Origin of the sequence: Pseudalkalibacillus sp. JSM 102089 (assembly GCF_041366475.1) — a bacterium.
GTDB classification, from domain to species: domain Bacteria; phylum Bacillota; class Bacilli; order Bacillales; family Guptibacillaceae; genus Guptibacillus; species Guptibacillus hwajinpoensis_B.
Genome location: NZ_JBEWYW010000005.1, coordinates 14,115 through 33,066, shown reverse-complemented (window position 1 = coordinate 33,066; position 18,952 = coordinate 14,115). Strand labels below are relative to the sequence as shown.

Here is an 18,952-nt window from a genome sequence, read left to right as displayed (position 1 = left end):
ATCCCTCTCTTTATAGCGTTATTCTGCTTGAAGAATACCCCGCACTCCCAACTTAATGCTTCTTAAATTCAGAGGCATTTCTTTCTAGATGAACGAATTTCAAAAAAACCTTTACTCCCCTTTACCTTTAACTTTTCAAATCATCTACATCCGCCTATTAACCACTTAAGATTGCGGACGAGGTATTAGGAAAACGAAAAAATCTTAAACCTTTCTAGCTGAATCGGATTTATAACTGACCTATTTTCTTGAAAACTTGTGTTTATTTAAAAAGATAAAAAAGAAGGCACTCTCTCATAAATGTATGCTTCACGAGCACATACACTTTGAAAGAGGCCTTCTCATAGAAAGTGTTATTTAGTTACTGTTCCAGCATCTGCCGGATGAACGCCATGACGATAGAAATCAGCATCAATTGGATTAAGCGGTTTACGACCAAGGATGAGGTCTGCTGCCTTTTCCGCTAACATCAATACAGGTGCATGGATGTTGCCGTTTGTAACGTAAGGCATGGCAGATGCATCGACCACTCGTAGGTTTTCCACTCCGTGAACCTTCATCGTTTCCGGGTCCACAACAGCCATAGGATCTGACTTCGGCCCCATTTTACAAGTACATGATGGGTGAAGTGCCGTCTCAGCATCTTCTTTCACCCATTCAAGGATTTCCTCGTCTGTTTTAACAGAAGGTCCAGGGGAAATTTCACCGCCATTATATTTCTTTAAGGCTGGTTGAGACATAATATTACGAGTAACTCTTATCGCTTCCACCCACTCGCGTTTGTCCTGTTCAGTAGAAAGGTAGTTGTAAACCATGCTAGGATGCTCTTTAGGATCTTTCGAGCGAATCTTTAATGATCCGCGTGCATCAGAGTACATAGGTCCGATGTGTACCTGGAAGCCATGTTTTGTAGCTGCTTTTTGACCATCGTAACGTACGGCTACAGGAAGGAAGTGGAACATCAAGTTCGGATAGTCAACATCCTCGTTAGAACGAACGAATCCCCCACCTTCAAAGTGGTTTGTCGCCGCAGGGCCCGTACGGTTTAGCATCCACTGCAAGCCAATCCAAGGCATACGCGCTTTACTTAGGTTAGGCTGTTCAGAAACAGGCTCTGGACATGTGTGTTGCACATAGACTTCGAGGTGATCCTGAAGGTTTTCGCCTACACCAGGAAGGTCTACGATCGGTTCGATGTCAAGAGAGCGAAGATGTTTAGCATCCCCAATACCTGCTAGTTGAAGCATTTGCGGCGTTGCGATCGCACCGCCTGAAAGAATTACTTCACCTGCTTCAACTTGATGGGTTTTTCCGTTTCGACGATACGTCAATCCTTTGGCACGGGTACCATCGAAGTCGATTCTCGAAACAAAAGCACGCGTTCTAACCGTTAAGTTCTCACGATCCATAAATGGATGTAGGTAGGCACGTGAAGCGGACAAACGTTGACCTTTGTACACATGCTTATCAAATGGTCCGAAGCCTTCCTGACGAAAGCCGTTCACATCAGGAGTGCGTGAATAACCAGCTTCTACACCTGCATTGAAGAATGCCTGGAATAATGGATTTTTGGCAGGTCCGCGTTCTAATTTGATCGGACCGTCGTGACCGCGAAGATCATCATCCGGTGATGCCAGAGCATTTTCCAAACGCTTGAAATATGGAAGGCAGTGCGCAAAATTCCACGCTTCCATGCCAGTGTCAGCTCCCCATCGTTCATAGTCCATCGGATTTCCGCGTTGATAGATCATACCGTTAATAGAACTAGAACCGCCGAGCACCTTTCCTCTAGCATGTGGGATATTCCGTCCCTTCATGTATGGCTCAGGGTCCGTCTCGTATTGCCAATCGTAGAGATCTTTTCCAGATGGAAAAGGTAGAGCTGCTGGCATTTGAATCAGGAGATCCCATGAATAATCACTTCGTCCCGCCTCTAATACAAGCACACTTTTCTTTCCATCTTCACTTAGACGGTTGCCGAGTACAGAACCCGCACTACCGCCACCAACGATTACATAATCATATGATTCAGTCATACTCTGTTCCTCCTTGATGTTGATATAGGAAAAAAGGTATTCAGACAATAAACGCAATGCCCGGTATCTTTTCATCCCTATTACATGTATTTTCTAGTTTGCTATTCTTTATGTTTAGCTGATTTATCAGCTTGATTTCATCTTATAGAATGGTAAGAAGAGATCGTTCTCTTAGAACCAGTTCAACGTTTCAGGCTTAAGGTTTTGGAAGATATGCTTTGTTTCTGTATATTCTTCCATACCTAATTTACCTAGTTCGCGCCCAATACCAGATTGCTTATATCCACCCCATGGTGCGTGTGGGAAATAAAGGTTGAATTCATTGATCCACACAGTACCCATGCGCATTTTCGCTGCACAGCGTTCAGCTTTTGCAATATCGTTTGTAAAGACGCCGCCAGCAAGTCCGTAGATCGAGTCATTCGATAGGTTGACCGCTTCTTCTTCTGTACGGAATTTCTCAACCGTAATAATCGGACCAAAGCCTTCATCTTGTACAACACTCATGTCTGTTGTGCAATCTGTGAAGATCGTAGGCAAGTAGAAGAAGCCTTTTTGCAATTCAGGATCTTCTGGGCGTTTGCCGCCGACTGCTACTGTAGCACCTTCTTGAACCCCTGCTTCTACATACTTTTCTACTTTCGCAAGGTGTTCTGCTGAAATAAGAGGACCCATTTGAGTATCTTCATTAAATCCGCTTCCTAGTTTGAATTTCTTCACTCGCTCAACAAGCGCGTTAACGAACTCATCGTGAATGCTTTCTTCTACAATCAGTCTTGTACCAGCGGAACAAATTTGTCCTGCGTGGAAGAATACTCCGTTTAACGCTTGATCCACTGCAATATCAAAATCAGCATCAGCGAAAATAACATTCGGGTTTTTCCCGCCAAGCTCAAGTGCAAGTTTCTTCACATTCACGCTTGCAGCTTGCATAATTTTCTTTCCTGTCACAATACCGCCTGTGAATGAAATAAGGTCTACATCCGTGTTACTGGACAGCTCTGCGCCAATTGTATCGCCAGCTCCAAGAACCAGGTTTGCAACACCGGCAGGCACTCCCGCCTCTTCCATCAGTTCAAATACTTTTATATGAGTAAGCGGTGTAATTTCACTTGGCTTTATGATCAACGTATTACCAGTCGCAAGCGCAGGAGCTAGTTTCCAGGACGCTTGAAGGAGAGGATAATTCCAAGGAGTAATTTGGCCACAAACACCAACTGGTTCACGGACCACTTTACTGATCGAGTTAGGTACTGGAGAATCGATTAGCTCTCCGCCATCTTTATCTGCTAGTTCAGCAAAATAACGAAATACTCCAGCGATATCATCCATGTCTCCACGGCTTTCTTCTACTGTTTTACCTGTATCCAACGATTCTAAGTGAGCTAGTTCTTCTTTGTCTCTTTCAATAAATTCAGCAATTTTCCTTACGATAGCCCCTCGCTCAGTTGCTGGTGTAGAAGCCCATTCTCCGTTATCAAACGCTTCTCTTGCTGCAGCGATCGCTGCTTTTGCATCTGATTCATCGCCTTCCGGAACACTAGCAATCACTTCCTGATTAAATGGATTAATAATTGTACGTGTATTCCCCGAGTTCGCTTCTACCCATTTACCATTTATGTATTGTTGTAGTTTTAGATTCATATCTATCAACTCCAATTTTTGAATTAAGTTAAGTTTGTTAAGAATTTATTTAACACACTTAACGTTAACACGTCATTTTAAGGCTGTCAAAATAAATTCACATGTAAAGTTTAGAAAGAATAAGGCTGAAATGGAAAGGCTATAATTAATAATGTAGTAATCATTTATAATAGATAAAGTGAGAATCTTATATTTGACATTTCATCTGAACAAGTTAACATTAAGTTCGTAAAGAAAATTTGATAAATACTTAACACGATTTACTTTATATCGAAGGAGCGACCTAATGAGTGAATCTACTGAAAGACCCAAAGTGAAAATAGAAGAAGCCAAAGATAAAGTAATTGGCGCGATTGCGGAAACGATGGATTTATATGGGGTAACACCAGCTGCCGCTAATTTATACGCGACGATGTACTTTAAAGATCAAATGACACTTGATGAAATGCGTACGGAACTCGGTATGAGTAAACCAAGTATGAGTACGAGTGTCCGCAAGCTTCAAGAAATCGAAATGGTTAAAAAAACATTTACGCGAGGTTCTCGAAAACATACTTATGTAGCTGAGAAAAATTTCTTTCGTTCCTTTATGGCGTTCTATTGTCAAATGTGGGAACGCGAAGTGAAAATGAATTTGGAAGCAATTGAAGAAGCACAAGAAGATTTCATAGACGTTATAAAAGATTCCACCAGCACACCAGAAATCGTGGCAACAGCAAAAAAACACTATGATCAATTAGAAGAATCTAAAAAATACTATCATTGGTTGGATGACTTAGTTGAAAGTATAAAAAGCGGAAAGATATTCGAATTCTTACCAAAAGATCAACAAAGCTAATAATAAGTGATCAGGTAGCCTATAACTGAGCTACTATAGACTACCTGGTAATATCACTTTTCCACAATTACATATAAAAGTAGGCTTTGGTTTGTATTTGAGTTAAATAAATTCTTAACACATTTAACACAAAGGGTGTTGGAGTTAATAGACATAATAAATAGAGGAGTTTTTCAACATGATTAAGGGGAAAAAGGGACTTAGTTTTATACTAGCCATTCTAATGGTTGCTGCACTGACTGCATGCGGAAATAGTAGCCAGGGTAAAGAATCTGAGGAAAAAGATAAAGATATAGCAATTGGTCAAATTAGCTGGGCTGAAAACATCGCCGTAACGAATATGTGGAAAGTCATCTTAGAAGATAAAGGATATAATGTGAAGTTTAACTATCTGAACATGGGTTCTACGATGACGGCTTTAGAAAGCGGCGATCTCGATGTTAGTTTAGAAGTATGGTTACCCGTTCAAGATGCGAATTATTTGGAGGAATATCAAGATACGGTTAACTTCTCAGATGAGACTTGGTTTGACGAGGCAAAAGTAGGACTTGTTGTTCCAACCTATTTAGAAGGCATTAATAGCGTGGAAGATTTAAATGAACATAAAGAACTGTTCAATAGCAAAATCGTTGGTTTTGACCCTGGCGCCGGTACAATGGAAGTTACCGAACAATTAATTAAAGATTATGATCTCGATTTTGAACTAGTACCTAGTTCTGAAGCCGCCATGTTAGCCGAAATTAAAAAAGCAGTAAACGAAAAAGAACCTATCGTAGCACCACTTTGGAGTCCACACTGGGTATTCTCCAAATATGACTTAAAATTTCTTGAAGATCCACAAAATACATTCGGTGGTGTTGAAAAAATTCATCATGCAACAAGACAAGGTTTTGAAGAAGATTATCCAGAAGTAAGCAAGTGGTTCAAAAATTGGAAGATGAATAATCAACAAATCAGCGAGCTTATTGACTACGTAGAAAGTAGCGAAGAACCTGCTGATGGAGCTGAGAAATGGGTTGAAGAAAATCAAGATTTGATTGATGAATGGGTAAACTAAAGTTATAAATAAAAGAAATAAAGAAGCTGCTCTCTCATTATTTTGGAGATCGGCTTTTTTTTCTTTGAAATATTGTCACAGGAAGGAAGTTTCTTAACAGTTCTTGCGAATCATAGCTCGGTTATTTTTCATTAATGAATTCAGCATGTTAAATGCCCCAGATTCCTTTTTTCTAGACTAATATAAAGACAGGAGAGCCATCCCCGTGACTCAAAGATGAGAATAAAAGTATTAAAATATGAGTAAAAAGGTGTCGTCTTAAATAAAATTTCATTCTAACCGTTGAATATATTAATGCCAAATCTGCGAAACGCTTCTGACTGGTTCTGAATCTGAGATTAAGAATCACCTTAATAAACTGTGCTCTCTATTAAAGCCTCTTTTCATAAACATAGTTTCTATAAGAGTGTGGGGATCAATTGAGGATGCTCGCTTTCCGTTGGGCGGACCCTGAGCCTCCTCGACGCAGCTCCAAGGAGGCCTCTCACCTGTCCTGCTAGTCCCGCAGGAGTCTAGCACATTCCGCTCCAATCAGCTAAGTGTGGGTTTCATATACAAATTCTTTCAAAAGCAACGATCTTTGAGAAAAGAAACCTATTAAAAGTTTAGAAATGGTGTCATAACGAAGTACGTCGCTCTCATTTTGGAGTAAAGCTATAACTGCCCTTGATTGTATCCATAGTCCCTAAGTATGAAGAATATCATTCAACATGAAAAGTCCCCACTAATTTGATAATTCTTTTTCTACCACAGAAAAAAAGCCCCTTTTAGGAGCTTATCAAACCCATTATATGAAATATTGGTAGAGATTATATTTTAAAATGATTATTCAATTCCACATGATTCCTTTTTAACTAATGCCCAATCTTTTCCTCTTTTTTCTCCCACAGTTTCTCTGGTAAATAGTAACGTTAATAAAAGTGCTATAATCATGCAGCTTGCTAAGAAATATAAACCTGTTATATACCCCGAATAAGAACTCCAACCTCCACCTTGATTAATCAAATACCCAAGAACTAATGGAGAAGCTGCCCCCAAGTACATCCCAGTCATTGCAATTCCCATTGCTGTTCCCGTGGAACCACTTTTTGCAGAATCAGTTATTAAAGAAAACACAACAGGGAAGATAGCGTTTGTACACATTCCAGCAAACAGCTGTATACCTATCAACCACATTAAATTTTCAGCGCTAAATTGAAATAATATTAAGGCCACTGACAACCATGAAAATGAAATTAGTAATGTTTTCTTTCGACCAATTTTATCAGAAATATTCCCCCAAAAAATTTGACCAATTCCTCCTGTAATCGTAAAAATCACTGACCATCCAGCTGCAGCTGCATAATCAAACTCACCAACAAATGCCAGGTATGGTGCTAACCAAAAATTTAATCCAGTAAACGCTGCTTGACCTAGAAGTACGCATAGCGTTCCTATTAAGATATTTGGATTTTTTAACAACAATAATATATCACCTTTTTTGTTCTTTTTAACCTCTTTTTCATCCAGTGTAGGTGTATAATTCATATTTATTGCTGTTTTTTCATATTTTTTGAAATTTTCCGCTGTTGAAAACAACCAATAGGCTATATATATGGGGATCATTATTAAAGGTATTAATAGAAACGGCATTCTCCAACTTCCCTCAAAAACTACGAGAACAGCAGAAATTAACAACCCACTTAATAATGTACCCCAAGGGTATGCAGAGTGATGTGCTCCAAGAGCAAATCCTCTTCTTTCTCTTGGCCACCATTCAGCAACGGTGCTTACTTCAATAGATTCACCAATTCCCCCAAACATATTTTTAATCATTTGAAGAACCACAAAGCCTACTACTACAGAAGTCAGAGCAGAAATTCCTGTTAATATAGAAAAAAGTGTATATCCTATAACTATCCAAACTCCACTATACTTCCGAGCCCAACCTAATCCTTTTTTATCAGACCACGAAGCACCAAAAATAGATAAAATTCCTGTAGATACCATAATTAAGGAAACCATTTGTCCAACAACATCTGCTGATAGATTAAAGTCATCCACAATAGCAGGCATGACACGAAACATTATTTCTCTACTGGTTGCATTCATGGCAAAAATAAGCCACAAAAATCCTAAAGCAACCCAAGATAATGAGGGTGCAAATGCCAAAGGTTTTGAATCCGGGTTACGATTTCCTTCAATCTTCTCAGCTGTATTTTTCATTACTTCCTCCTTTTAACATCCACATGGTGTTTGCACTTTAAGTAAATCTCTAAACGTTTAAGTCAACATGTATAAATGCATTCTGAATTGGTGTTAGGTATAAGAAAAATCGATTCGACATTACTCTATTTATTAATAATCGGAAAGTTATTATTCTGATATTTTTTTATAGTATAATCATGTCCAGGGATAATGAATTTCCCTCTTTTCCGAACCTCTTCCATTCCCTCATACATTTCCTTCGTACTTGTCACAATCCCAGCTGGTATATTCTCTTGAATATTGCAGAGTAAATTAGCAATATCTCCCGCTACACACACAGAACCTTCTTCCGTATCAACAATTACAGATTGATGACCTTCTGAGTGTCCTGTAGTTAAAAACACCTTTACACCAGGGACTATTTCTTCTTCACCATCAACAAACCGCCAGTTAAGATAATTAACTGCACTAGAATCAAATAATTCCTTAAAATAAATCGATTCTTGACACGGAATTGGGTTATGGGAAGCTGCCCATTCTTTCTTCTGTACAACAAAGCGTGCATTTTTAAATAGGTTATTGTTTCCGCAATGATCATAATGGAGATGAGTATTTATAACAATGTCCACATCCTCCGGTCCCCAACCCACCCCTTCTTCTAAAGCCTTAATAATTGTTTCATCTTCCAGTTGACGACAAACCCCAATATGTTTATTCACCCACTCCAAATCATGGATGCCAGTATCTATTAGAATATTAACTCCGTTCCCTTCAAGAGCGGTAGACCATATCGGAATCCATAAATACTCCCCTACATCTTTTTGATAAGTTAAAGAGGATTTTTCTACATATAACTCTCCCATTTTCAAAGTAGTGATTTTCCATTTACTATCAATCATTTTTTTCCTCCTTTTAATTAGTTAGAGTAATTTCACATATAAATTCAGGTTATCAGTTGATAGCAGATACAAATATTTTCAGTAAATCAAAAGATAGTAACAGTCGAAGAGTATGGGGAGTCGAATACTTTACTTTAGAGATTTATAGCGATTTATTAAGTACATTTCAATTCGGTTAACTGCTTGTAGAAAAAAGAGCGGACTATTTGCTCCGTGCTTGCTTCTAATAATTCTTTAACGCCCTCCACCGCTTCATTTAAGGTCATTGGTTTATTAACGATGCTGTTTATACTTACAACACCAAACTTATACAACTCTTCAATTCCAGCTCCCAAGGACCCTGCTATAATAATAGTTGGTACACCTTTTACGGAAGCAGTTTGTGCAACTCCCATCGGCGTTTTGCCGGAAGTTGTCTGTTCATCCACCTGACCTTCTCCCGTTAATACTAAATCAGAATCGATTAATGCATCACTAAATCGTATTTGTTCAAGGACCACGTCAATTCCTCGCTTCATGGTTGCTGGGAAAAAGGCTTGGAATGCTCCACCGATGCCTCCAGCAGCTCCTGCCCCAGAACGATTATGTAGATGAATGCCAGTTACTTTCTCTATTTCGTCAGCCCAATGAGTCATATTCTGATCCAACATTTCTACCATGTTATTGTCTGCACCTTTTTGAGGTCCAAATACCCGAGAGGCACCCATTTCCCCCACCAATGGATTTTGCACATCAGAAGCAATGATGAAATCACAATTTTTTATCCTACTATCAAATGAGCTCACATCGATCCTATGAACCTTTCCTATTTCTCCACCCCCATATGAAATATCTTCACCTTTTTCATCTTGAACTTTCATACCTAGTGCTTGTAGCATCCCCACTCCACCATCATTCGTAGCAGATCCTCCTAATGCTAAAATAAAAGAAGTGAAACCATCATCTAATGCTTGCCTTATAAGTTGTCCTGTACCATATGTAGTTGTTTTCGAAGCAGAAAGTTCACCTTCCGAAACATATGAAAGTCCAGATGCTAGCGCCATCTCTATTACACATGTTACTCCATCACCTAAAACACCATACGAACCTGCAACCATTTCCCCTAAGGGGCCAACCACCGATACATCAACCACTCTTCCATTTGTTGAGGCGACAAGTGTGTCTAATGTGCCTTCTCCACCATCAGCAACTGGTAATAAAACTGTTTTAGCATTTGGGAATACCTTTAACACGCCATTATTAATAGCCCTTGCTGCTTGAACAGCATCCAGACTACCTTTAAAAGAATCCGGAGAAATGATAATTTTCATTATATACACCTCTATTTTAATTTCTATTTCAACTGAGCTTTTAGTAGTTTCCCACCAAGGTTTCTGGGTAATTCTTTGACAAACTCAACCTGTGCAGGTACTTTATAATCAGCCAGGCGTTCATTTACAAAACGTTTTATTTCTTGTTCCGTGAGGGGAGAGTGTTTTGGAACTATGACCGCCTTCACTATCTCTCCGAACGTAACATCAGGTATTCCTACAACAGCTACTTCTTTAACATTCGGATGATCATATAATAAATTCTCGATTTCTAAAGAATAAATATTTTCACCGCCGCGGTTGATCATATCTTTCTTCCTATCCAAAATGTATAAAAAGCCGTCATGATCTATTCGCGCTATATCTCCCGAGCACCAATATCCATCTTTAAAAGAATCTCTATTTCCGACTACATTATTCCAATATCCCTCAACGACATGAGAACCTTTGATGTAAAGTTCGCCAATCTCCTCCACTCCACACTCTCTGCCATCTTGATCTATTAACTTAATGTCTGCCCCGAGGATTGGAAGCCCCACGGACTTTTGTTTAGAGTGAGGATAATATAAAGGCATGATGCTCGTAGGCGAGGATGTTTCAGTAGCACCATATGTATTATGAAAATTCGCATCTGGAAAATGACTTTGAAGCTTACTTATAACTTCATAAGGCATAGCTGCCCCACCATATGCAACTGTTCTTACACTCTCATATTGATCAATGGAAAATTTCTTTTCAGATAATAATTTCACATAGATCGTAGGCACATTGAACAAGAAAGTTATTTTCTCTTTTTTGAGTAATTCTAAAAATGGTTCTATCTTGAACCTTCTCATTAACACACATGTTCCGCCTACACTTAATACATGTAGCAACTGTCCAATAAGGCCGGTTACATGAAACAGCGGTACTGCAATAAGTGTCCTGGTTTTTTCATCCGTTTTCATACGGATTCTATAATTCATGGCTGCGTGAATAAACCCTAAATGACTTCCAATCGCCCCTTTTGGTACTCCGGTTGTTCCTGATGTATAGATAAGGGTAATAGGATCTGATTCAAACACAACTGTCTGATCGTATTCATTATCTCCCATCAGGAGGTCGTTAAAAGGTATGTAATCCTTATGAGGTTCAGATGACACTAAAATGGTGTGCATCTGCGAATGATCAACGAGAACCTCACGAAGTCTTTCGGCTTTAGGCAGAAACTCTTCATCAGTTACAATTACCTTCGATCTTGATTGTGAGATCATATAATGTATTTCTTTTTCTTTTAACCTTGTATTCAATGGTACTAATATCGCTCCTATATGAGCACAAGCAAAAAATAATAGAGAGAATTCAATTCCATTACCTAATAAAATGGAAATTCGCTCTCCTTTTTTCACCCCTAACTTCTTAACGAAGTATGTAGCGACCTGTCGAGATTGCCTCCAGAGTTCAAGATAAGTTATACACTGCCCGTTACTTATGATGGCTTTTTTATCAGGATATTTTTGTACACTTAAATAAAGCATCTTAGAAATGGTTTGGGGTCTATCTTTAAAAACCTGTAGTCTTCTATTGAAAAAATTTGCGGATTGTAATTCCATACTTTCACCCCCTGACTCTCTAAATAATTAAATCGATGGCAACCACGTTGATAAGAATGGAAATACACTTAAGATCAAAACATCTGCAAATAAAATCAAGACAAATGGGATAATCGCTTTTGAAAGGACATTAATCTTTATTTTTGATATTTGCGATGCGACAAATAAGTTTATACCTACTGGAGGTGTGATCATACCAATCGCTAAATTTACGACCATAATGATTCCGAAATGAACAGGGTCCATCCCGAGCTGAATCGCAATCGGTAAAAGAATTGGTACGAAGATCAGAATAGCAGCGGCTGCTTCGATAAACATCCCTACTACTAATAACAATAGATTCACTAGTATTATAAAAATGATCGTATTTGTAGTTACACTTAAGAAAGCCTGGGAGATCAGAGTCGGTACGTTCAACCGATTCAATAGAAAACCAAATAATCCAGCAGTTCCGATAATGATCAAGACGATAGAAGTTGTCACAGCAGATTGTCTAAAAATATTGGCTAGATCCTTTATTTTAATTTCTCGATAAATAATAAACCCAACGATAAACGAATACGCTACAGCAATTACTGCTGCTTCAGTAGGTGTGAAAACCCCGCCATATATTCCACCCAATACAATAACTGGCATCATGATCGATAGAATTGCACGTTTAAAGGAGAGAAAGGTTTCATTTAGACTAGATTTTTCAACTCCCATATACCCTCTTTTTTTTGCGACAAAATAAGCAGCTAAGAGCAACGTCATAGTCACGAAAACACCTGGAAGAATTCCGGCAAGGAACATATCTCCTACTGATTGTTTTGCTGCTATGCCATATAGAATCAACGGAATGCTCGGTGGGATTATTATTCCAAGTGCTCCTGAAACGGATTGGTTTGCACTTGCATAAGAGTCCGAATAGCCATGGGCGATCATCGCTGGAATCAAAATCGAACCTATTGCAGCCGTGGTTGCAGCTCCTGAGCCTGATATCGCGGCAAAAAACATCGACGTAACAATCGCTACCATTGCTAATCCGCCAGTAATATGACCAACTATATTCCCTGCGAAATCAATCAATCTCTTTGATATGCCACCGTGCTGCATTAAATATCCAGATAGTATAAAAAACGGAATCGCCATCAAAGGAAATGAGTTAATCGAGTTGAATGTTTGCTGAACAACTAGCTTTAATGAAGTAATATCACCCCACCAAATTACTACCGAGGCAGATAAACCAAGAGAAACGGCTATCGGCACAGCAAGTGCAAAAAATGCTATTAAAGAAACGAAAAGTAACAAAATCATTGTTATCTCCCCCCTTTCTCAATTAAAAATTGTTTACTGATTACTCCGAGACTGTTAAGTAACATAAATATCCCCCCAACTGGCAATGCGAGCATTGGCCAGAACATCGAGATACGCGTACTTGGAGCAGTCTGCATTTGAACCGCTTCAGCCATCTGCCATCCGTAAATAATGAGAACAATATAAAAGATGGTTGCTACGACTTCACTTATCACTCTCAGAATGCGTTTCCCTTTTCCTTTTAACACTTCTGGAAGTATCTCGATCGCAATAAGTGAACCTTCACGGATGGCATAAGCCGTCCCGAGCATCGTCATCCAAATCATCAGGAATCGGGAAATTTCTTCTGAAAAGGTTAATGATTCACCGACTACGAACCTAGCGAACACTTGCCAAAATATTAAAATACTCATAACTGCTAACATAATGCCTATCGCATAACCCACCAAACGATTCAAATACGTAAGCATGGTTGAGTAACCCCGTAAGATCGACTGCATAATATCCACCTCCTATATATGAAGGCAGCAATAAAGTTTTCTTAATCACTGCCCAATCCTTTTTAATATTCTGTGTTACGAGCTTTTTTGATCAATTCCTCTCCAATTTCAGGAGCCCACTTTTCATATACTGGTTCTACTGCCTTTTTGAACTTCTCTAAATTCGGTTCAGTCACGGTCATTCCTTTTTCCTCCAGTTGTTTTTTAACATCTTCTTCCATATCCTGACTTGCTTTTCTTTGATGTTTAGTCGCTACTTCAGCAGCTTGCATAATCGCCTCTTGTTCTTCATCTGTAAAAGAATTAAAGAGTTGTTTACTCATCAATAAAGGGGCCGGTGAATATACATGCTTCGTTAAATTCAAGTAATCTTGAACTTCATAGAAACGAACATCTAATATAGTGGCTAAAGGATTTTCTTGACTTTCCATCACTTTTTGTTGAAGAGCAGTATATACTTCTGGCCAAGCCATCGGTGTTGCATTTGTACCGAACGCTTCCCAAGTATCGATTTGAACTTTACTTTCTTGCGTACGATGTTTTATTCCTTTTAAATCTTCAGGAGTTTCTACCGGACGAACTGAATTCGTTTCATTTCGAAATCCGTTTTCCATCCAACCCAATACAACGACATTTGCCTGTTTTTCAATCTTTTCAGCTAGCTCATCACCAATGTCTCCATCTAAGATCGCATATGCTTGCTCTGCTTCGTCAACTAAATAGGGCATGTCCCACATCATGACTTCTTGGACAAATCCACCAATAGGTCCGGTAGAAGAAATCCCTGCATCTATCGTACCAATTCCCATACCTTCAACGACTTCTCTCTCTCCACCTAATTCGTTATTATAATGTGGAACAACCGTTAAGCTTCCATCCGTATTCTTTTCTAATTCCTCTTTGAATTTTTGAACTCCAGCATCATGATGTGATTCTGGACCAAGTGGCAAGCTGACATTGATCGTTTTTGCGCCTTCCCCTGCTGATGCGTTTCCCCCTGTATTATCAGCAGAGCACCCAGTAACTAGGACACCAATACTCAATAACATCGTTAATGTTAACCACTTTAGAATTTTGTTCATAATCCGCCTCCTTACAATATGTAATTAATCGCAAACGCGTACTTGTTTGTTATTTTCAAACAACTGTTAACTGCTCTGTTCCTTGCATGAATTCATTTTTAAAAACCATTTTTTCTTCCTTGAAAATTTCTTGATCCATTTCTTTTAATTCCTCAGAAATGATTGGAGTAAAATCCATTTGCTCTAGAATATCTCTTCCGATATTGATTCCAGGAGCATATTCAATTAAGACAACTCCAGCTTCTGATAGTTCAAAAACGGCCCGTTCAGTTACAATGAGAACTTTCTGATTTTTACTCCTTGCAAGTGGACCGCTAAAGGTGATTTGTTGAACTTGATTTACGAATTTCTTGATTTTTCCTTCCTTGACGATTTCTAACTTTCCGTTACTAATTTTTGTTTCTAATCCACCCGCCGTAAATGTTGAGCAGAAAACCACCTTTTTTGCATTTTGTGTAATGTCAATAAACCCACCACATCCAACGGTTTTAGGACCGAATTTACTAACATTAATGTCACCTTTAGAATCAACTTCTGCAGCACCCATATACGTAATATCTACGCCCTGTCCATTGTAATAATCAAATTGATAGGGATGCTCAATGATGGCATCAGCATTGATCCCAACTCCGAAATCTGTGCCTCCTAATGGGATTCCTCCGATCACGCCTGACTCAACAGTAAGAGTGATATCTTCTAAAATCCCCTCTTCACTGGCAACAGGTCCTATAGTATCTCCAGGTATTCCAGTGCCTAGGTTCACCACTGCTTCATGATAAAGTTCTTTTACACCTCGTCTACCTATTACCTTACGAATCGTTAATGGTAATCTCGATAACTCTTCCACTGGGCTCTGGTATTTACCAGATAATGCTGGATTGGAAAAATAACCCGTTGTTTGTCTATGTGTTTGATCCACTTCATCGGCAACAATGATATGATCCACGAAGATGCCAGGCAATTCGACCGAACGAGGATTTAGCTGACCTCGTTTTACATAATTTTTCACTTGGACAATAACTTTTCCACCATACCGTTTAGTCGCTTGCGCTAATGATAGCGCTTCAAGTTTTATCGCTTCATCTTCCATCGTAACGTTGCCAAATTCGTCTGCTGTCGTTCCTCTGATCACGCATAAATCGATCGGAATCTGCTTATAAAACAAATACTTCTCCCCATAAAAGTCCACTACATCTACGAAACTATCTTTTTCCCTTGCAAGGTCATTGATTTTTCCACCTTCTACCCTCGGATCAATAAATGTACCCAAGCCAACTTGTGAAAGGTTTCCAGGTTTACCTGAAGCCATTGCTCGCATCAAATGTGTGATTTGACCTTGAGGTAGGCAATGAGCTTCAATCGCATTATGATTAATCAACTCTCCCCATTTCGGGGCAAGACCCCAGTGAGATCCAATAATACGTTTTACTAATCCTCGATGAGCTAAGTGTTCGATTCCGTTCACCCGATCACTGTGCCCTGCAGCATGAAGGAGTGTTAAATTTTTGGGCTCACCAGTCTTTAGAAACGTTTCTTCTAATTGGCTTAGAAATGCTTCACAAGCTCCCATCATAGTAAACCCACAAACCGCAAATGTATTTTCACTATTCAGAAAATTAATGGCGTTTTTAGGACTTATCAATTTTTCAGTCATACCATGACCACCTTTCTATTTCTTATTCAGTGACAGACATTTGAGTACGATTCGTATAATCATAGAAACCCCTTCCTGTTTTCCTGCCTAACTTACCTGTCTCTACCATTTTTTTCAATAAAGGGCAAGGACGATATTTTGAATCATCAAATCCTTCACATAACCCTTCCATCGTAGCAAGAAGGACATCTAGACCCACAAAATCTGCTAGAGTTATTGGGCCCATCTTATGATTAGCACCTAATTTCATCGCGCTATCGACATCTTCTGGAGAAGCACCCTCCATTACACAATAAATCGCTTCGTTTACCATTGGTATTAATATTCGATTAACTAAAAAACCTGGGTAATCAGGACATTTTACAGGTTCCTTCCCTAAAGTCCCAACAAATTCGAGCATCGTGTTCAAGGTTTGTTCGGAAGTCATCAATGACGGGATAACTTCTACTAGGTCCATTAACGGAACTGGATAAAAAAAGTGAAGGCCAATGACATTAGATGGTTTCGAAGTGGCTGCTCCGATAGCTGCAATAGAAAGACCTGAAGTATTAGAAGCAAGGATTTGCTTACTACCTGTTACTTCACTTATCTCCTCGAACACTTTTTTCTTCAGTTCGAGATCTTCTGTAACAGCTTCGATAACCAAATCCGCATCTTTACAGCAATGAACCGTGATTTCTCCAGAAATTTGTGCCAATGACTCCTGCATATCTAAGCTTGAAATCCTGCCTTCTTTGAATGAACGGTCAAAATTTTTCTGGATGAGCGCCATGCTTTTTTCGAGTTGATTCTCATTTGCCTCGATCAACACAACTTCACATCCTGATTTTGCTACTACTTGAGCAATGCCAGCCCCCATTAAACCTCCACCAACGATCGCTACTTTTTTTATGACCAAGGTACCGCCCCCTTCACTTTTAAAGTACCATTCCTCCACCAACATTGATAACCTCACCATTAATATATGATGCCTGATCGGATGCAAGGAAGGAAATACAATTGGCTACATCCTCCGGTTTACCAGCTCTTCCTGCTGGGATTTTCGACACCATCATATCCCATACTTTCTCCGGTACGCCTCTCGTCATGTCTGTATCAATAAACCCTGGACATATCGCATTCGCTGTCACATCATACCTAGCAAGTTCACGAGCGGCAGTTTTTGTTAGGCCCACTACCCCCGCTTTTGCAGCTGCATAGTTGGCTTGTCCAACGTTCCCAAGCCAACTAGCAGAAGAAATATTTATAATTCTTCCTCCATTTTGTTCTCTCATAATTTTCGAAATAGGTTGTGTCATATGGAATACTCCTGTGAGGTTTACGTCTAATACAGTCTTCCACTGTTCGCTCGTCATTTTGTGAAGCATACCATCGCGATTGATACCCGCGTTATTAACCAGGATATCAATCCGCTCATTTTCAGTAAGAACCTGATCAACGAATTCATTCACCTGTTGTTCATTCGCCACATTACAGACGTAACCAAACACTTTTCCGTCGTTTTGTTCGAGTGTCTTTACAGCCGCATCTACTCCTGCTTTGTCAATGTCATTGATAATAACCGTCGCGTTTAAGTTCACTAACTTCTCTGCGATCCCAAACCCTAAACCTCTTGCTGCACCTGTTACTATTGCTACTTTTCCTGTAAGATTAATCATTTTTTCTCCTCCAATTATTCGATTTCAAAAATTGTTGCGATTCCTTGCCCTCCACCGATACACATTGTAGAAATGCCTCTTTTAAGTCCTCTTCTCTTCAACTCATGTATTAGCTTGACGGTGATGATTCCTCCGGATGCTCCGATTGGATGACCAAGTGCGATGGCTCCTCCATTGACATTTACTTTGTCAGGATCGATATCAAGTTCTTTAATGACAGCAAGCGATTGTGCCGCGAATGCTTCATTCAGTTCCATTAGATCGATCTCTTCCAAAGTCAGTCCACTTTTGTTTAGCAATTGCTTTACTGCTGGCGCGGGTGCTATCCCCATTACCTCAGGATCAACACCTGCTACCGCTTGTTCTTTAATAGAAGCAATAGGCTTAAGTCCTAGGGAATTCGCTTTATCGCGAGACATTAGTACTAGTGCTGCAGCCCCATTATTGATACCTGAAGAATTTCCTGGTGTAACTGTTCCATTTTCTTTGAATGCGGGTCTTAATGAAGAGAGTTTCTCGAGAGTGGTATTTCTTCTTGGGTGTTCATCCACATTAAAAACGCTTACATTTCCTTTCCTATCTTTTCTTTCGATAGGTGAAATTTGACTTTCAAAATACCCGTTATCGATCGCATTCAACGCTTTCTTGGTGCTTTGGTAAGCGAATTCATCCTGCTCTTCACGACTTACGTTATATCTGTTCGCTACATTTTCGGCAGTTACTCCCATCTGATAATTGCCGAAAGGATCCGTAAGCGCTGTCAAAAGACCGTCCTCTAATTGATCGTGGCCAAATTTATTTCCGTATCTACCTTTCCTTACGTAATAAGGAAAGGCGTCCATGCTTTCTGTTCCGCCAGCAATAATTACTTCGGCATTGTTTGTTTGAATCTGTTGAACTGCATTGTTTATTGCTTGTAATCCTGATCCACACAGTCGATTAACTGTATATGCGCCGCTACCATTAGCAGGGATCCCAGCACGCAGAGCACACATTCTAGCAATAAACGCATTCTCAGCATATTGTCCTACACTCCCCATGACTACCTCATCGACTACTTCTTTATCGATCCCACTTTGTTCTAATACTCCCTTAATCGCTGTTGCGCCAAGATCCGCAGGGTGTACGTCTTTTATCTCTCCTCCAAACGTACCGACTGCAGTTCTAGTTAACCCAACAATTACTACATCTTTCATGAA

Annotated in this window: 15 protein-coding genes; 2 read left to right on the top strand and 13 right to left on the bottom strand. The window is 39.5% G+C overall.

What is annotated here, in order from left to right:
* Positions 1 to 353: 353 nt before the first annotated feature.
* Positions 354 to 2,036: a choline dehydrogenase gene (gene betA, locus ABVF21_RS12655; protein ID WP_371018304.1), complete on the bottom strand. Its 1,683-nt coding sequence runs from the start codon at positions 2,034 to 2,036 to the stop codon at positions 354 to 356.
* Between the two features lie 171 nt (positions 2,037 to 2,207).
* Positions 2,208 to 3,680, bottom strand: a complete 1,473-nt coding sequence (gene betB / locus ABVF21_RS12650) for a betaine-aldehyde dehydrogenase (RefSeq protein ID WP_371018303.1) — start codon at positions 3,678 to 3,680, stop codon at positions 2,208 to 2,210.
* Between the two features lie 286 nt (positions 3,681 to 3,966).
* On the opposite strand from betB, the gene cudC reads away from it, so the two are divergent.
* Together cudC and ABVF21_RS12640 are read left to right on the top strand one after the other, a co-directional pair.
* On the top strand, positions 3,967 to 4,518 hold the full coding sequence (cudC, locus tag ABVF21_RS12645) for a choline uptake/conversion transcriptional regulator CudC (protein WP_194219114.1): 552 nt from the start codon (positions 3,967 to 3,969) through the stop codon (positions 4,516 to 4,518).
* Positions 4,519 to 4,696: 178 nt separating this feature from the next.
* A complete protein-coding gene (locus ABVF21_RS12640; protein ID WP_371018302.1) occupies positions 4,697 to 5,575 on the top strand; it encodes a glycine betaine ABC transporter substrate-binding protein in 879 nt (292 codons plus the stop codon).
* Positions 5,576 to 6,400: 825 nt separating this feature from the next.
* Here the strand turns inward: ABVF21_RS12640 and ABVF21_RS12635 are convergent.
* From ABVF21_RS12635 to ABVF21_RS12585, 11 genes are all read right to left on the bottom strand, one after another.
* On the bottom strand, positions 6,401 to 7,780 hold the full coding sequence (locus tag ABVF21_RS12635; protein WP_371018301.1) for an MFS transporter: 1,380 nt from the start codon (positions 7,778 to 7,780) through the stop codon (positions 6,401 to 6,403).
* A gap of 125 nt (positions 7,781 to 7,905) precedes the next feature.
* Positions 7,906 to 8,661, bottom strand: coding sequence for an N-acyl homoserine lactonase family protein (locus tag ABVF21_RS12630; RefSeq protein ID WP_371018300.1), 756 nt, complete (start codon positions 8,659 to 8,661; stop codon positions 7,906 to 7,908).
* A 155-nt stretch (positions 8,662 to 8,816) separates the two neighbouring features.
* Positions 8,817 to 9,971: a glycerate kinase gene (locus tag ABVF21_RS12625; protein ID WP_371018299.1), complete on the bottom strand. Its 1,155-nt coding sequence runs from the start codon at positions 9,969 to 9,971 to the stop codon at positions 8,817 to 8,819.
* A 23-nt stretch (positions 9,972 to 9,994) separates the two neighbouring features.
* Entirely contained in the window at positions 9,995 to 11,563 is a 1,569-nt protein-coding gene (locus tag ABVF21_RS12620; RefSeq protein WP_371018298.1) for a class I adenylate-forming enzyme family protein, read from the bottom strand.
* A gap of 27 nt (positions 11,564 to 11,590) precedes the next feature.
* The gene (locus ABVF21_RS12615) at positions 11,591 to 12,859 is read right to left on the bottom strand and encodes a TRAP transporter large permease (RefSeq protein WP_371018297.1); all 1,269 of its coding nucleotides are present in this window, start codon (positions 12,857 to 12,859) and stop codon (positions 11,591 to 11,593) included.
* Between the two features lie 2 nt (positions 12,860 to 12,861).
* Positions 12,862 to 13,359 carry a TRAP transporter small permease gene (locus ABVF21_RS12610; protein ID WP_371018296.1) on the bottom strand — a complete coding sequence of 166 codons (498 nt, stop codon included), beginning with the start codon at positions 13,357 to 13,359 and terminating at the stop codon, positions 12,862 to 12,864.
* A gap of 62 nt (positions 13,360 to 13,421) precedes the next feature.
* Complete coding sequence (locus ABVF21_RS12605; RefSeq protein WP_371018295.1) at positions 13,422 to 14,441, bottom strand: TRAP transporter substrate-binding protein; 1,020 nt, start codon at positions 14,439 to 14,441, stop codon at positions 13,422 to 13,424.
* 55 nt (positions 14,442 to 14,496) lie between these two features.
* Complete coding sequence (locus tag ABVF21_RS12600) at positions 14,497 to 16,095, bottom strand: acyl CoA:acetate/3-ketoacid CoA transferase (RefSeq protein WP_371018294.1); 1,599 nt, start codon at positions 16,093 to 16,095, stop codon at positions 14,497 to 14,499.
* 22 nt (positions 16,096 to 16,117) lie between these two features.
* The gene (locus ABVF21_RS12595) at positions 16,118 to 16,993 is read right to left on the bottom strand and encodes a 3-hydroxyacyl-CoA dehydrogenase family protein (RefSeq protein ID WP_371018293.1); all 876 of its coding nucleotides are present in this window, start codon (positions 16,991 to 16,993) and stop codon (positions 16,118 to 16,120) included.
* Positions 16,994 to 17,012: 19 nt separating this feature from the next.
* Complete coding sequence (gene fabG / locus ABVF21_RS12590; protein WP_371018292.1) at positions 17,013 to 17,753, bottom strand: 3-oxoacyl-ACP reductase FabG; 741 nt, start codon at positions 17,751 to 17,753, stop codon at positions 17,013 to 17,015.
* A gap of 14 nt (positions 17,754 to 17,767) precedes the next feature.
* Positions 17,768 to 18,949 (bottom strand): thiolase family protein, encoded by a 1,182-nt coding sequence (locus ABVF21_RS12585; RefSeq protein WP_371018291.1) that lies wholly within the window; start codon positions 18,947 to 18,949, stop codon positions 17,768 to 17,770.
* Positions 18,950 to 18,952 lie beyond the last annotated feature (3 nt).

What these genes read in the sequence shown, in the direction of transcription:
- betA (WP_371018304.1), bottom strand. Translation starts at nt 2,036, where the DNA reads ATGACTGAATCATATGATTATGTAATCGTTGGTGGCGGTAGTGCGGGT.
- betB (WP_371018303.1), bottom strand. Translation starts at nt 3,680, where the DNA reads ATGAATCTAAAACTACAACAATACATAAATGGTAAATGGGTAGAAGCG.
- cudC (WP_194219114.1), top strand. Translation starts at nt 3,967, where the DNA reads ATGAGTGAATCTACTGAAAGACCCAAAGTGAAAATAGAAGAAGCCAAA.
- ABVF21_RS12640 (WP_371018302.1), top strand. Translation starts at nt 4,697, where the DNA reads ATGATTAAGGGGAAAAAGGGACTTAGTTTTATACTAGCCATTCTAATG.
- ABVF21_RS12635 (WP_371018301.1), bottom strand. Translation starts at nt 7,780, where the DNA reads ATGAAAAATACAGCTGAGAAGATTGAAGGAAATCGTAACCCGGATTCA.
- ABVF21_RS12630 (WP_371018300.1), bottom strand. Translation starts at nt 8,661, where the DNA reads ATGATTGATAGTAAATGGAAAATCACTACTTTGAAAATGGGAGAGTTA.
- ABVF21_RS12625 (WP_371018299.1), bottom strand. Translation starts at nt 9,971, where the DNA reads ATGAAAATTATCATTTCTCCGGATTCTTTTAAAGGTAGTCTGGATGCT.
- ABVF21_RS12620 (WP_371018298.1), bottom strand. Translation starts at nt 11,563, where the DNA reads ATGGAATTACAATCCGCAAATTTTTTCAATAGAAGACTACAGGTTTTT.
- ABVF21_RS12615 (WP_371018297.1), bottom strand. Translation starts at nt 12,859, where the DNA reads ATGATTTTGTTACTTTTCGTTTCTTTAATAGCATTTTTTGCACTTGCT.
- ABVF21_RS12610 (WP_371018296.1), bottom strand. Translation starts at nt 13,359, where the DNA reads ATGCAGTCGATCTTACGGGGTTACTCAACCATGCTTACGTATTTGAAT.
- ABVF21_RS12605 (WP_371018295.1), bottom strand. Translation starts at nt 14,441, where the DNA reads ATGAACAAAATTCTAAAGTGGTTAACATTAACGATGTTATTGAGTATT.
- ABVF21_RS12600 (WP_371018294.1), bottom strand. Translation starts at nt 16,095, where the DNA reads ATGACTGAAAAATTGATAAGTCCTAAAAACGCCATTAATTTTCTGAAT.
- fabG (WP_371018292.1), bottom strand. Translation starts at nt 17,753, where the DNA reads ATGATTAATCTTACAGGAAAAGTAGCAATAGTAACAGGTGCAGCAAGA.
- ABVF21_RS12585 (WP_371018291.1), bottom strand. Translation starts at nt 18,949, where the DNA reads ATGAAAGATGTAGTAATTGTTGGGTTAACTAGAACTGCAGTCGGTACG.